Annotated in this window: 12 protein-coding genes; 11 read left to right on the top strand and 1 reads right to left on the bottom strand. The window is 42.2% G+C overall.

All coding sequences use genetic code 11. The annotated features are described in order from the left end of the window. Positions 1-80: 80 nt before the first annotated feature. Positions 81-2,078, bottom strand: a complete 1,998-nt coding sequence (locus C5469_RS06715; RefSeq protein WP_166304101.1) for an alkyl/aryl-sulfatase — start codon at positions 2,076-2,078, stop codon at positions 81-83. Between the two features lie 639 nt (positions 2,079-2,717). On the opposite strand from C5469_RS06715, the gene C5469_RS06710 reads away from it, so the two are divergent. From C5469_RS06710 to C5469_RS06660, 11 genes are all read left to right on the top strand, one after another. Further along, entirely contained in the window at positions 2,718-3,167 is a 450-nt protein-coding gene (locus C5469_RS06710) for a phage tail protein (RefSeq protein WP_166304098.1), read from the top strand. A gap of 136 nt (positions 3,168-3,303) precedes the next feature. Then, on the top strand, positions 3,304-4,374 hold the full coding sequence (locus C5469_RS06705; protein WP_166304095.1) for a phage tail sheath family protein: 1,071 nt from the start codon (positions 3,304-3,306) through the stop codon (positions 4,372-4,374). Positions 4,375-4,430: 56 nt separating this feature from the next. Further along, positions 4,431-5,726, top strand: a complete 1,296-nt coding sequence (locus C5469_RS06700; RefSeq protein ID WP_166304092.1) for a phage tail sheath family protein — start codon at positions 4,431-4,433, stop codon at positions 5,724-5,726. A gap of 64 nt (positions 5,727-5,790) precedes the next feature. Continuing rightward, positions 5,791-6,972 carry a phage tail sheath family protein gene (locus C5469_RS06695; RefSeq protein WP_166304035.1) on the top strand — a complete coding sequence of 394 codons (1,182 nt, stop codon included), beginning with the start codon at positions 5,791-5,793 and terminating at the stop codon, positions 6,970-6,972. Between the two features lie 18 nt (positions 6,973-6,990). Continuing rightward, on the top strand, positions 6,991-7,449 hold the full coding sequence (locus C5469_RS06690; protein WP_166304031.1) for a phage tail protein: 459 nt from the start codon (positions 6,991-6,993) through the stop codon (positions 7,447-7,449). Then, positions 7,446-7,625: a DUF5908 family protein gene (locus tag C5469_RS06685; RefSeq protein WP_166304028.1), complete on the top strand. Its 180-nt coding sequence runs from the start codon at positions 7,446-7,448 to the stop codon at positions 7,623-7,625. The genes C5469_RS06690 and C5469_RS06685 overlap by 4 nt, the downstream gene beginning before the upstream one ends. Beyond that, on the top strand, positions 7,612-8,295 hold the full coding sequence (locus C5469_RS06680; RefSeq protein ID WP_166304025.1) for a CIS tube protein: 684 nt from the start codon (positions 7,612-7,614) through the stop codon (positions 8,293-8,295). Before C5469_RS06685 ends, C5469_RS06680 begins: the two co-directional genes overlap by 14 nt. Continuing rightward, entirely contained in the window at positions 8,292-9,896 is a 1,605-nt protein-coding gene (locus C5469_RS06675) for a phage baseplate assembly protein V (protein WP_166304022.1), read from the top strand. Before C5469_RS06680 ends, C5469_RS06675 begins: the two co-directional genes overlap by 4 nt. A 12-nt stretch (positions 9,897-9,908) precedes the next feature. Next, positions 9,909-10,331 carry a GPW/gp25 family protein gene (locus tag C5469_RS06670; protein WP_166304020.1) on the top strand — a complete coding sequence of 141 codons (423 nt, stop codon included), beginning with the start codon at positions 9,909-9,911 and terminating at the stop codon, positions 10,329-10,331. Further along, positions 10,328-10,744 (top strand): hypothetical protein, encoded by a 417-nt coding sequence (locus tag C5469_RS06665; RefSeq protein WP_166304017.1) that lies wholly within the window; start codon positions 10,328-10,330, stop codon positions 10,742-10,744. Before C5469_RS06670 ends, C5469_RS06665 begins: the two co-directional genes overlap by 4 nt. A gap of 84 nt (positions 10,745-10,828) precedes the next feature. Further along, positions 10,829-14,896 carry a hypothetical protein gene (locus C5469_RS06660; RefSeq protein WP_166304015.1) on the top strand — a complete coding sequence of 1,356 codons (4,068 nt, stop codon included), beginning with the start codon at positions 10,829-10,831 and terminating at the stop codon, positions 14,894-14,896. Positions 14,897-14,915: the final 19 nt, after the last annotated feature.

Raw genomic sequence — 14,915 nt, 5'->3', positions numbered from 1 at the left:
TCATAGAATCTATCTATATCAAACTACAGCATGATCGCTGTAGTTTGTATTTAAAAAAATCTTTCATCAGATGTCAGAAATTACATCATATTCTGCTCTGAACGGGGTGTCACAATGTTGAACCAGAATGGAAAATTATCCAGCATACCAAGGAACTCATTAAACTTAGCACGCTCTCCCTTAATTTTCACATTCCGTTTTTTTACCTCATTATCAAATTCTTCTTCACCCAAGTGAATTTTATCCAGAATAGCTTTGGTTAACGTCAATGTAACATCGGCCTGTGCCACATGCTTATCCGTATAATTCAGCACCCCATTTTCCACAGTCAGCGTATAACGCTTATTGAGATCGGTGAGATTAATGTTCATCACCAATTTCTTACCAGCAGCCTTAGGTCCATTCAACCGCACTGCTAGATAATCAAATAACATCTCCGGTGATATGGCACGAATAGTATCCGGGCTACTACTATTCAGGCCGCCAGATTTAGGGACGCCATGACGCAATTCCGCTGCGCCCTGCAAATAGATCGAACGCCAAGAGTTCGATTCAGATTGATAACCTAATTGCTCATAAGTTTTAGCCAACAAGGCTTTTCCCGCTACACTATCGGGGTTAGCAAAAACAACATGCTTAAGTACTTGCGCTACCCAACGGTATTCTCCTTTATCAAAATCAGCCTGCGCACGTTTGATCAATGCATCTTCACCTCCCATATATTCCACATATTTAATCGCAGCAGGTTTCGGAGGCAGGTTATTTAAATCAGAAGGATTTCCGCTGTACCACCCCATATAGAACTGATAAACCGCACGAACGTTATGACTTAGTGCGCCATGATAGCCACGGTTTGGAAAATAATATGCAAGCTCTGATGGCAATCTGAGCATCTCAGAAATTTCTTCACCCGTGTAACCTTTATTCATAAGATTCACTGTCTGGTCGTGAATATATTTGTATAAATCGCGTTGCTTTTTGAAATAATCTACCACCCGCGCTTTACCCCACATCGGCCATTGGTGGCTCTGAAATTTTATCTCTACCTGATCTCTGTATAATTCAATAACTTGATCAATATATTTCGACCAAGCTAAAGCATTGCGTACCTGAACACCACGCAACGACAAAATATTATGCATGGTATTGGTGGTATTTTCCGCCATCCACATCGCTTTCCACTGTGGAAACCAGGTATTCATCTCAGCGGGCGCTTCCGTGCCAGGTGTCACCTGGAATACCATATCCACACCATCAACCGTCATTTTTTCACCCGTGAGTTTGATAGTACGTGTTGGCGGGATTAACGTTACTGTTCCAGTCGCAGATTCTGCGCTTAAACCTGTCCCTACATGCCCCTCTGGAGTACGCGGCAATAAAGTACCAAACATATAAACAGCCCGACGGCTCATGGCATTACCGGCAATCACCTTCTCACTCGCTGCCTGTTCCATAAAACCCTCTGGCGCAATAATTTGCACTTTTCCGGCTTTAACATCGTCCTCGTTAACAATACCGCGCACACCACCGTAATGATCAACGTGAGAATGGCTATAAATCACACTCACCACCGGCTTTTTACCCAAGTGTTTACTGACCAGATCGTAAGCCGCTTTTGCCGTTTCCGTAGATGTAGCCGGATCTAAAACAATCCACCCGGTATTTCCTGCAACAAAAGTAATATTAGCCAGATCATAACCACGCACTTGATAAATATGATCGTTCACTTTATAAAGCCCATATTCCATATTAAGTTGCGCATTACGCCACAAGCTAGGGTTAACAGTGTCCGGAGCCGGCATTTGATCGGTAATAAACTCACGATACCTATCGAGATCTAATATAACCTTGCCTTCATCATTACGAATGATTACAGAATCGGGTCTGGCAATAAGACCTCGTTTTGCATCATCAAAATCAGATTTATCATTGAATGGTAAAGTTGCTGCCATCGTGGCATTAACTTGTTTAGTGATTTCTGTAGCAGGAAGAGAAAGTTTATCGTGACTCAATGATGAAGGACTAAAAATGGCAAACGATATTGCAGTTGAAATGGTTAATAAGCATTTGTAATTCATAAGATAATATTCCTTTAGACAGATTAGGTTATTAAAACCAGAAATAACTTTATCCATAAAAACCAAAACAATATAAACCATAGCCTGACAATAATAGATAGTAATATAAAAATAAGTAAAGAAAATAAATCCAGATTATCTCTGTTAACATTACAACAAAAAATATTTTCTATTATATAAAAACTATAAATAACAACATTAATCTCTATTCTTCGTTATTAAAACTTAATAATCTGACATATTAAACCCGATAAAAAAATCACACATAACCTTATGTTAACAAATCAGATTTTATGAAATTCGTCATCATTTATATATCAAAATTTATAACACATTATTTATTCATCCTTTCATAGAAAAATATAACAATGTGATTACAAAATGATTTATACTGAAATTGTTTTATTGATTGATAATTTTAAATATTAATAATTGATATTTTAAATTGATTTTAGTTGACTATAATCCAACGTGATCATCAATGTGATCTAAAATTCACCGAGTCATGTTTTTATATAAAGAGTAGCCAAGAAAAACCAGGTTAGTGCGGTAGCTATTGTCTATAGCTACCGCACTAATAAAAGCAAAGCGATAATCGCTTTTAATTCGCAATATAAATGAAAAATAAAGGAAATAATTATGACCATAACTACAGAACAAATTGCTGTTGAATATCCAATACCTACCTATCGATTTGTTGTCTCCGTTGGTGATGAACAAATCCCTTTCAACAGCGTTTCAGGACTGGATATTACTTATGATGTCATTGAGTATAAAGATGGCACTGGTAATTATTATAAAATGCCGGGTCAACGTCAGTTGATCAATATTACGCTGCGTAAAGGTGTATTCCCTGGCGATACTAAACTTTTTGATTGGCTTAATTCTATTCAGCTGAATCAGGTTGAGAAAAAAGACGTTGCAATTAACCTGACCAATGAAGCCGGTACCGAGATTTTAATGACCTGGAGTGTGGCAAATGCGTTCCCAACTTCATTAACTTCCCCTTCTTTTGATGCCACCAGCAATGATATTGCGGTTCAAGAAATAAAACTTACCGCGGATCGGGTAACCATTCAGGCAGCTTAAAGTGCCAAGCCAAAATAGCTGATGACGATATCAGTCAAGATAAAATAATTATCAAAAATTGGATAGATGCCACCAGTCTAGCTGAATTCATCATCCTGTAGTTTACTCAACATATCGCTTAATAATTGGAGGCAATATGCCAACAACAACAACTTATCCCGGCGTTTATATTGAAGAAGACGCTTCACTGTCACTCTCTGTTCGTTCCAGTGCAACGGCAGTGCCTGTTTTTGCCGTGGCAGATAGCAACTCATTTATAAATGACTATGCCCGTATTAATAGCTGGCTGGAATATTTGAAATTAAAAGAAGAGGAATTTGCTCCTTCCAATAAGCTTGATGTTTCATTACGTGCCTATTTTATTAACGGCGGCGGATATACCTATCTCGTAAAAACGAGTGAATTAACAAATCAAGTTCCAAAGCTTGACGATGTAACATTACTGGTTGCTGCTGGAGAAAATATTACCACTGCCGCAGCTGAACTTTGTATATCAGGCAAAGGATTATTTGCTATTTTCGATGGCCCAACAGTTCAGATAACCTCAGACAAAAGTATACTCACACCTTATCCTTCTACCCACCATGGCGCAGTTTATTACCCTTGGCTAACCGCCGAATGGGGAGAAAATAAAACCCCCGTTGATATTCCGCCTAGCGCAGTGATAGCCGGTATTTATGCCAGTGTCGATAACAGTCGTGGCGTTTGGAAAGCACCGGCTAACATCCCTATTCAAGGCGGATTACAACCTAAATACCCGGTGACTGATGATTTGCAAGGGGAATATAACAAAGGTAAAGCACTAAATATGATCCGTACCTTTCCTAAGAGCGGCACGTTGGTTTGGGGAGCCAGAACACTTGAAGATAGCGATAACTGGCGTTATATCCCGGTTCGCCGTCTATTCAACAGCGCGGAGCGGGATATTAAAAATGCCATGAGTTTCGCAGTATTTGAACCCAACAGCCAACCCACCTGGAAAGCCGTCCATCGGGCTATCGATAACTATCTCTATGCCCTCTGGCAACAAGGAGGACTGGCCGGCAACAAAGCTGAACAGGCTTACTTTGTTCAAATCGGTAAAGGCACCACCATGACCGAAGACGATATCAAACAGGGAAGAATGATCGTCAAAGTGGGTATGGCGGCAGTTCGTCCGGCTGAATTCATTATTCTGCAATTTACCCAAAACGTTGCCCAGTCTTAATGGAGCGGTAACTGACTCAGGATCACCGCATATTTACCCTATTTAAGGAAAACCTCATGGCTTCTGCAACCTATGCCACACCGGGCGTCTATATTGATGAAGATGCCTCGCTATCACTATCAATTAACTCCAGCCCAACAGCGATTCCCGTTTTTATTGGTAAGTTTTTCAAAAAAAACGGGAGCCAACTGGAAAAAGGGAGCTGTATTAGAATCGCTAACTGGTTGGATTTTATCTCACAGTTTTCACTTTCACCTACCGTATCAGTGAAGGCTACAAGTGATGAAAATTCCCCAAAAACCTATACCGCCACCGTCACAGCCACTTCTCTCAGTGCCTTTGCTGTACAGCACTATTTTAGTAATGGTGGTGGAGCCTGTTATCTGTTGCCGTTGGTAGAAACTGAGTCAAATGCTGTGACAGCAGAATTAGCAACGCTGCCAGACCTGATTGAAAAACAACAGGAGATTACCTTACTAGTCTGTCCTGAAACGGATACAGCATTAAAACAGCAAGCTTACGAAGCAGTGAACTTGCTATTACAAAACAAAGTGGGTTACTTCCTAATTGCTGATAGTGAAGACGGAACAAATAAGCCAAGTACCCAAAAGGATAAAACCGCTGTCTATTACCCTAATCTAGAGACCTCTTTTACTTATAGCCGACCTGCGGATGCTGACATTGCGCTGAACGGTTATGAAGGTTCGACTAATCTGGCAAAGCTGAAAGAGTCTTCACCAGAGGAATATGCTAAAGCTAAAAAAACTGTCGATGATGCATTAAAAGCCGCTAAAATTACCTTACCCCCAAGTGCCGCAGTTGCGGGTGCCTATGCAGCAACTGATGCCAGCCGTGGTGTCTGGAAAGCTCCCGCTAACCTGGCATTGAATAATGCTAAACCATCTGTAGCAATCACAGATACCGCTCAAGGAGCCATGAATAATGCGGGTATTAATGTCATCCGTGCCTTTACCGGCAAAGGCACGCTAATTTGGGGCGCCCGCACATTAGATCAAACGGACAATTGGCGCTACATCCCGGTTCGACGTTTATTTAATGCAGCGGAACGGGATATCAAAAAGGCAATGCAATTTGCCGTCTTTGAACCTAACAGCCAACCCACCTGGAAAGCCGTACACCGAGCTATTGATAACTATCTCTACGCCCTTTGGCTACAAGGGGCACTAGCGGGAAATAAACCGCAAGAAGCCTACTTTGTCCAGATTGATAAAGATATCACCATGTCCGACACTGACATTCAGCAAGGCAAAATGATTGTCAAAGTGGGTATGGCCGCAGTACGCCCGGCTGAATTTATCATCCTTCAATTTTCACAAAACGTAGCACAGTAATCGTACTGAGGCGCGGTTTAACGCCGCGTCCATTCAGTCCAGAGTTGAATAAGAGGAGACAATAATGATAACGGAGATGAAACAACCGGGCGTCACAATAACGGAAAATTCGATATCCCTGAAATCAGATAATGAATTTATCGGCGTACCCGTTTTTATTGGCTATACCGAAAAAAATTCAAGCAATAAAACGGCTGTAAAACTAAATAGCTTGATGGACTTTACCCAAGCTTTCGGTGAATCAGGATTAACGCATTATTCAATACGCCACTTCTTTGAAAACGGCGGACAACAAGCTTATATATTGTCACTGGGAACCAATGAACAGCTAAAAGATTTTCAATCATTGATTACCGCCCTGCAATGGAACTGGGTGAAACAAGCCGTTTCCGCAGAAAACGAAATCACACTGATTGTTGCGCCTGATATTGCCCGTTTTTATGATCCCAGTGCTCAAAAAGACCTTTGGCTACAATTCTGGCAATCAGTTCTCAATCTTTGCAAAAGTCGACGCGGAATTATGGGATTACTGGATGCTCCGGACGATCCGACATTAGCAACTGAGTATTTAAAACAATTCTCTTCCACTGATCGTCAATGGGGTGCCGTATACTGGCCAGGATTGAAAAGCACATACCAAGAAAATGGTAAACATATCATCCTTTCGCCTACTGCTGCGGTCGCCGCTGTTATACAACGCAATGACAACCAAAAAGGCGTATGGACAGCCCCTGCCAATGTCGCTTTAGCCAAAGTGATCAGCCCGGTACGCTCTTACATTGAAGCAGGTGCCCTCCTTAATCTTAACCAAGAAGGCACTTCGCTGAATCTGGTTCGCAGCTTCCCGGGCAAGGGGATTAAAATCTGGGGATGCCGCACGCTAGACAATACGCCGGGTTCCCCTTGGTGCTATATCCAAATTCGCCGACTGGTTTCCTATATCGAAACCCACATGACCCAACTTGGCCGAGCCTTTGTCTTTGAACCCAATAACGCCATTACCTGGATGAAATTTAAAGGTCAGGCCCACAACTGGTTACGTCAGTTATGGTTAAAAGGTGGATTGCGCGGCACTCAGGAAGATCAAGCATTTGAGGTGTTACTGGGTGTTAATGAATCAATGAGTGAAACCGATATCTTGGCCGGAAAAATGATCATGAAAATCAGGCTGGCCCTATTAATTCCGGCGGAATTTATTGAGCTAAGTCTGACATTTGATATCCATAACAATACCGTACCTAGCTAATCTCAACAGGGGAAAAACATGCACAACTTATACACCCCGTCAGTATCACACCGTTTTATCGCCAGTTTTCTGTTTAACAACATTCCCAGCCCACTTGATATCGCCTTTCAGCGTATATCTGGCCTGAGCCGGGAGATGCAAACCACCCAACACAGCCAAGGTGGAGAAAACGCCAGAAACGTCTGGCTGACCGAGAAGATCCAACATGGCAGCCTGACGCTGGAGCGTGGTGTCATGACCATCACCCCACTTACTTTGATATTTGATCGCGTGCTGCGTGGTGAGAAAGCGGTGTATGCCGATGTCGTCATCATGCTGCTGAACGAAAATACGTTACCCGTGGCGAGTTGGACGGTCAGTAACGCACTCCCCGTTCGTTGGTCCACCAGCGACTTTGATGCTAATAGCAACACCGTGCTGGTGAGCTCACTAGAACTACGTTATCAGGATATGCGCTGGTTAGGAGTAAAAGCATGACTGTCGAAATTAAGGAACTGATTATTCAGGCGAAAGTCACCGATCCAACGAGTGATCAACTCGCCCCACGAACATTAGCTCAGGAAAAACTGGATAACGCCCGTTTGATTGACATGGTGAAACGGGAGGTATTAGAGGCATTACGTGAAACAGGAGGCGATTATGAGCTTAATTGAACGCGGTTTATCCAGACTCACCCTTTCCGCCTTCAAAGACCGGGAAGGAAAAGTTTCCGTGGGTAGCTTACAAGCCATGTATAACCCCGATACGATCCAGCTTGATTACCAAACCCGTTACCAACAGGATGAAAGTGTTAATCGTGCCAGCCAAAGCAGCCGTTATGTATTATCTCAGCCCGCCGGATTATCCTTAGTCCTGCTGTTTGATGCCTCGATGCCCGGCAATAACACACCGATAGAAACGCAGCTTGCGACCCTGAAATCCCTGTGTGCTGTTGACGCCAGCACCAAAGTGCCCCACTTCCTCAAAATCAAATGGGGCAAAATGCGCTGGGAAAACAAAGGTTATTTCGCTTGCCGAGCCAGTAGTCTGACCGTCAACTATACCTTGTTTGACCGGGATGCCACGCCACTGCGGGCCAGCGCCACACTATCTCTGGTAGCGGACGAAAGCTTTATTATTCAAGCTACCGAGCGGCAGTTAAAATCACCGCCAGCTACTGCGGTTAGCGTAACTGATATGCTTTCCCTACCCTTGATTGCTTTAGGTGCTGGAGCGTCTCTGGCCGGTGGTATCGATTATCTCTTGCTGGCCTGGCAAAACGATCTGGATAATCTTGATGACTTTACCCCCGGACAAACCCTACAAGCTCGGGGGGATTCATGAAAATACCCACAGTAACCATCAAAATAGGTGGTAAGACCCTTAATCAATTTACCGTAATCAGCTTGACAACCAACCATCACATCAATGGCATCCCTTCGGCCAATATCACTTTGGGTATCGCCGGTGATGCCAACCATATTTTTGACACCAAGACACAGGCTGAATTGGCAAGCTGCCGCCCGAACCATGAAGTTATCGTGCAAATGCAAAAAAACGTGTTGTTTAAGGGGGTCATCATTCGGCAAACACTAGGGCTTAAAGGTCAGGACAGCATCATTACCCTGACAGCAAAACATCACCTGCAAAAATTAACCCATAGCTTTCACTCACAGCTATTCAATAAACAGAGTGATGAGGCAATTATCAAAAAACTATTCAATCAGAATGGTATCCAAACGACAATAAAGCAGGCACCTCAACTCAAAACCGTTCATGAACAAATGGTGCAATTTCGTTGTAATGATTGGGCATTCTTAAAAAGCCGATTGACTGCCACTAACACCTGGCTGCTGCCCGGCAATGAGTCAGTTACCTTGATAACACCCAAGGCCCTAAATCAATCAACGGTACATACCCTTCATCGGCATACCAGTAGTGCTCAAGATATTGTGCTATTTGAAGCGGATCTCCAATGGAATAACCAATACAGCCCTAAGACAGTGAGTGTCCGTGCCTGGGATATTGCTCAACAAAAGCTTTCTCAGGCAATCAATACCCAAAACAGCAGGCTTGGCGGTAATAAATTGGCGGTGGACAATATCACCGCACTAACTGATAAAAACTGGCAATGGGTTTACAGCTATCCACTGGATAATGAACAAGCCAAACACCTTGCTCAAGGCATTATGGATAACCTACGCAGTCATAATATATCCGGTAGTTTTGAAATCGAAGGCAATCACCGTTATCAACCTGGGGATGTTCTGGCGTTAAATGGCTTTGGTCAGGGGATGGATGGTCAAGGGATTATCACCGGAGTAAGTCAAATAGTTAATCAGCGGCAAGGCTGGCGTACCCGATTAACCTTAGGCAGCCTACCCGATGTGGAACCTCCGGTGCCTCAGGTGAAAGAGTTGCATATCGGTATCGTGGAAAAATACCAGCAAGACAGCCAATCGCTGGGGCGTATCCCGGTCAAAATACCCGCATTAAACCTGACCAAAGGTGTCCTTTTTGCCCGGCTAGGTAAACCTTATGCCAGTCATGAAAGCGGATTTTGCTTTTATCCAGAACCGGGAGATGAAGTAATTATCGGATTCTTTGAATGTGATCCCCGTTTTCCAGTGATATTAGGTTCCATGCATAATCCGAAAAATAAACCACCATTAGAACCCAGTGAAAAAAATCCGGTGAAAACCTTAGTGATCAAACAAGGAGATAAACAACAGGCATTAATATTCGATAATAAAGAAAATACAGTGGCACTTAATAGCGGAGAAAATAAAGTCTCTCTGCAACAGGATAAAGATATTACGCTCAATTCAACTAAAAATCTCATCACTCAGGCCCAGGAAATTAACCTACAAGCGGAAAAATCTCTGTCGGCCACAGGAAAATCCGGCGTCGATATTAAAGGCGCGAAAATCAACTTAACACAGTAATGAGGTATTGAAATGACAAGCCAAATATTAGCCGATATTTATGGTTGCGGTTGGAAATTTCCGCCACAGTTTTCTCTTGAGACTGGAATAGCAATGGCCGAAGGCGCCGAAAATGTTCGCCAAAGTATGAAAATCCTTTTTTTAACTGAACCCGGTGAACGGATTATGCGTGAGGATTATGGCTGTGGTCTGAATGATTATATGTTTGAAAATATCAGTGATGAATTATTGTCGGAGATTCAAACCCGCATTGAAGAACGCGTATTGCGCTATGAACCCCGCGCAGAAATCACCGATATTCAGGTAACTCAGAAAACAGATTCACCGAATACCTTACATATTCAAGTAACCTATGCCCTAAGAGGCAGTGAAATTAGTCAACAGCTTGAAGGCATTCTTGAAGTTAACGAGGGGCAGGCAAAGGTGAGTTTATGAGCAAACAATTGATCGTCGATGGCGATAGTCTGCTATTTGAACCATTCTTCGGCAACCGACAGGTCACCATTTTGGGATTAGCGACCATCAGAGGCAGCGGACATGCGCAAATTCAAGGTAAAAAGATCGCCATTTTGGGTGATGAAAAAAAGGTACAACTTCAAGCGCAATATATTACTCCAAGCCACCCGGTACCCGGCATGGGGATGGTCACCATTGCTCAATTGGATGCCAGTCAACAAATAAACTTTTGCCGCAGCCCCGCCACGGTGATTATTGTCGGGCAGCAATTTACCGCCCGTTTTACCCCATCACAACCGGCAGTTAATCCATCAACCGGGCCAGATGTCACAACACCAAGCATGGGAAAAGGCCGTTTTATTGCCAGTCAATATACTGTCAGTGCCGGATAAATCACGTCTCAAAATTCATTATTAAATAACGTTTCAATTCCGCAATAGCTATCAGCCATATATTTAAATAACAGGTGGTATAATATGGGACTCACCGAATTAAAAAACAAACTCGCCGCTATCGTACCAGAGACAGATTTTAAACTTGATGAAAGAAGTACGCTGGATATTTTAAACTGGCTACAAGAATACGCTAAAAACATCCCTTTCGATCAAGAAAAAAAACAATTCTGGGATAGTTTCTATTTTATTCAGGAAAATAATCCTGAGAAATTAGCCGATCTTTACCAAAATGTTAATAAAGCAGATGGCCGTTTACCGGCCCATCAAGCTTTTGTTTTAGCTTTTTTAAAACTCTTAGAAACCTCCAAAGTTTTATTTAATACTTTTCCAGCACGACATCGTGATCTTTATTATCGGGAATTATTAGGTCTAAAACCCAGAAATGCTCAAGCAGATAGCGTGGCTCTAGGCATTACCTTAAATACAGATAATGCAGAATATCTTATCCCTAAAGGAACCTTGTTTGATGCCGGGCAGGATAGCGCTGGAAATCCATTACAATATGCATCAGATGCTGATCTACTGGCGAATCAAGGAAAATTGACCGATCTGCGTTGGTGTCGGAAAGATAACGATAGCTGGCAATCGGCAATACTACTAAACCACTCAGATAATATTGAATTACCTGAAAACGGTATTCGACTTTTTAGCCCAACACCTAATGATGCTCCGGTTTTATCCGGTTATCTGATTACCTCGCCTTTATTTGCTATGTCAAAAGGAGAGCGCGTAATTAAAATCACACTGGCAAACGAGTGGACAGGTAATCCTGATCACATCACCGCTAAAATCAGTTCAGGAGATCATTGGCTTTCACTATCAGCAAAAAAAGAAAGTGCTGAGAGTATCCATTATCTTAAACTTTATTTATCAACCAATGATGATCCCATCAGCCCGCCTGACAACCTTGATAATATGATGTTTGATGTACCGGTATTAAAGATGGGTACCATTCAGGGACCGGTACTACCCAAGATTACGGATATTGAAATTAGCATTAACGGCAACAGTAATGTACGTTATTCCTCTGATAGCAGTATTGAAAAAACAGATGCAACGAGTTTTCCCTTTGGGCAATCACCGTCGTCAGGTTCTGGTTTTAACTTGATTGCCCCTGAATGGTATGGAACAGAAAGCGCCAAACTAACTATTACTCCTCAATGGACTGGATTACCCAAAGAGGGATTTAAAAAGTGGTACCAAGAGTATAGTTCTCCACCCGAAAATAATGCATTTAAAGTGCAGGCTTATTTAATCACACCTCAAAAAAGAGAAAAATTTAATGAGGCTCAATCATTATTTAATGAAAGTAAAAGCAATGAACTACAAGGAAAAAGCCTAACTTTTACCTTACCTACAATGGATTATTCCGTTGCAGACAGCCCATCGTCTAATAACTGGCCTGCATCAATACGCCTGGAACTGACCGAGCAGGATTTTATGCATGCTCAATATTGGCAAAATCCTACCGGTAAAAATCAGCCCTACACCCCGAAAATTAGTGCATTACAGATTCAGTTCAGTGCCAAAGTTAAACCCGAACAATTTTCCGTTTACCCTCTCACGCCTTTTGGTTGGGGAAAAGCAGGAGAAAATAGAACATCATTAACTCACCACACATTCTATTTAGGTTTTACCGATGTATTACCAGGACAAACTTTATCCCTGTACTGGCAGTTAGAAGGTTCTAGAAAACTCCCTTTATCCTGGTTTTACCTCAATAAAAACAACAATTGGAGTCCACTGGATAAGTTGATTGACGATAAAACTCGTAACCTGTTTGACCGAGGAACCTGGCGTACCTTGTTACCCCATGATGCTTCAAATCAAACCTCTCAAATGCCAAAGGGGCGATACTGGTTGAAAGCACAAACGCCACCAATAAGACATTTACTAGCGAAGACGAATAAGGGAAAACTGACTGATCTGTACTGGTATCGGAAAGATAATGGTAGTTGGCAATCGGCAATGCCTCTTAACTTGTCCAATGGCATTAAATTACCCGCAAATGGTATTCAGATTTTTAGTCCAACCTCTAATGATGCCTCGGTTTTATCCGGCTATCTGATTACCGCGTCTTTATTTGCTATGCCGGCAGGAGAACGCACAATTAAAGCCACATTAGAGAGCGAGTGGACAGGTGATCTTGCACACATCACCGCTCAAATTAGCTCAGGAGATCGCTGGCTTTCACTATCAGTAAAAAAAGAAAAGGTCGATAATACCCATTATCTTACATTTTTCTTATCCGCTAATGATGATCCCATTAGCCCCCCTGATGCCTTGGATAATATGGCATTTGATGACCCCGTATTGAAACTAACCACCATTCAAGGGTCGATTCTACCTAAGATTACAGGTATTGAGAGCAACATTAACTGCAATCACAATATACTCTATGCCTCTGAAAGCCTTGATAAACAAATTGAGCCAATAGATACAACTCTTTTTCCCTTTGGTCAGTCACCATCTATTGGTGCCAGTTTTAACCTGGCTGTTCCAAAATGGTATGGCTCTGAAAACACGGCTCTAACAATTACCCCTCAATGGATTAATTTGCCTACAGAGAATTTTTCAACATGGTATGAAAAATATAGTCCTAAACCTGAAAATAATAGCGCATTTAAAGTGAAGGGCTATTTATCTGATTCCTACTCGGAGTCCAAACTAAATGAGGGTAACGCTCAAGCACTATTCGATGGAGACGAAAGACCACAAGGAAAAAACCTAAATTTTACCTTGCCTGAAATTGACTATGACTATGGCTATTATGACAACGCATCAGTGCGTATAGAATTGGTCGAACAAGATTTTATGCACACCCAATATAAACAAGACGCCACTAGCAAAAATCCACCTTATACGCCACAAATTAGCGCACTACAGGTTCAATTCAACGCTAAAGTTAAAGCCGAGCACTTCTCTATCTATCCTCTGACCCCTTTTGGCTGGGGTTATGCAGATTCAGAAATATCCTCATTAACCAATGAAGCATTTTATTTGGGTTTTACTGGCATATCACCAGAGGATACTTTATCCCTGTACTGGCAGTTGAAAGGTACTAAAAAACCCGCTTTGTCTTGGTCTTATTTATCTCACAGTAATACCTGGGAGCCACTAACTGAACTACCCCAAAGTTTATCTAATCAAGAAGTCTGGAGCACTTTACTACCGTGGCAAGCATCAAGTACAAAATCTCAAATGCCAAAAGGACGTTATTGGCTAAAAGCAGAACTAAACGAGGAACAAGAAGTACCAATAAAGATAATCAATAAAATTGAACCTCTGGATTATCCCCAAATTAAGGACTTGTTATATAACGCCACGACCGCAACCTTAATCAACAAAGAAACCGTCGAACAGGATCATTTTATCAACGGCTTGACCGCCAATAACATTAAACAACCAGTCAACGCATCTGTTGCCATCAATGACGTAACTCAACCCTGGACCTCCTGGAATGGTCGCCCGAAAGAAACTGAGCAAGGATTCCTGACACGGGTTTCTACCCGCTTATCCCATCGTAATCGCGTGTTGAGCTGGAAAGATATTGTCACTTTACTAAAAGAAAATTTTATTAACTTATTTGATGTCAAATACCCCTCTGCCAGTGAATTAACCAAAATTCCAGCACCAGAAAAACGACAATTAATCATCATCCCTGACAACCGCTATAAAGATAATGATGATTCACTACGCCCAGTATTGAACCAAGCCCGGTTGAGCGAAATGGTCGAATGGTCAGATCGATTAAGCAGCCCCTGGACAACCATTGAAATTAAAAATCCCACATATGTTAACGTTCTGATCCACTATGAACTGATATTTTCCTCGGATGTTAATCCCGATTATGGCCTTCATCAGCTAAAACAGGAACTAAGTCGAAAATATATGCCATGGGGAGAAAATACGGCTATTGGCGTAACACCAGGTAATCGTATTGACTACTTCCAATTATTAGCCACGATTCAGCAATCACCTCTGGTTGAACGGGTCACCAACTTAACTTTAACAAAAGACAACCAACCTACCGTAAATGAAAGTATAGAAGCCGCCGATGATGAAGTATTGATTTTAGTCTGGTCATAAACACGTCCCCAACTAAGGA

Origin of the sequence: Photorhabdus cinerea (genome assembly GCF_011189575.1) — a bacterium.
Classification (GTDB): Bacteria; Pseudomonadota; Gammaproteobacteria; order Enterobacterales; family Enterobacteriaceae; genus Photorhabdus; species Photorhabdus cinerea.
Note: the sequence above shows the minus strand (reverse complement) of the source record. Positions and strands in the feature narration are given on the sequence as shown.

Coding starts and splice junctions, on each gene's coding strand:
- C5469_RS06675 (WP_166304022.1), top strand. CDS start 8,292: ATGAAAATACCCACAGTAACCATCAAAATAGGTGGTAAGACCCTTAAT.
- C5469_RS06680 (WP_166304025.1), top strand. CDS start 7,612: ATGAGCTTAATTGAACGCGGTTTATCCAGACTCACCCTTTCCGCCTTC.
- C5469_RS06660 (WP_166304015.1), top strand. CDS start 10,829: ATGGGACTCACCGAATTAAAAAACAAACTCGCCGCTATCGTACCAGAG.
- C5469_RS06685 (WP_166304028.1), top strand. CDS start 7,446: ATGACTGTCGAAATTAAGGAACTGATTATTCAGGCGAAAGTCACCGAT.
- C5469_RS06690 (WP_166304031.1), top strand. CDS start 6,991: ATGCACAACTTATACACCCCGTCAGTATCACACCGTTTTATCGCCAGT.
- C5469_RS06715 (WP_166304101.1), bottom strand. CDS start 2,078: ATGAATTACAAATGCTTATTAACCATTTCAACTGCAATATCGTTTGCC.
- C5469_RS06695 (WP_166304035.1), top strand. CDS start 5,791: ATGATAACGGAGATGAAACAACCGGGCGTCACAATAACGGAAAATTCG.
- C5469_RS06700 (WP_166304092.1), top strand. CDS start 4,431: ATGGCTTCTGCAACCTATGCCACACCGGGCGTCTATATTGATGAAGAT.
- C5469_RS06710 (WP_166304098.1), top strand. CDS start 2,718: ATGACCATAACTACAGAACAAATTGCTGTTGAATATCCAATACCTACC.
- C5469_RS06670 (WP_166304020.1), top strand. CDS start 9,909: ATGACAAGCCAAATATTAGCCGATATTTATGGTTGCGGTTGGAAATTT.
- C5469_RS06705 (WP_166304095.1), top strand. CDS start 3,304: ATGCCAACAACAACAACTTATCCCGGCGTTTATATTGAAGAAGACGCT.
- C5469_RS06665 (WP_166304017.1), top strand. CDS start 10,328: ATGAGCAAACAATTGATCGTCGATGGCGATAGTCTGCTATTTGAACCA.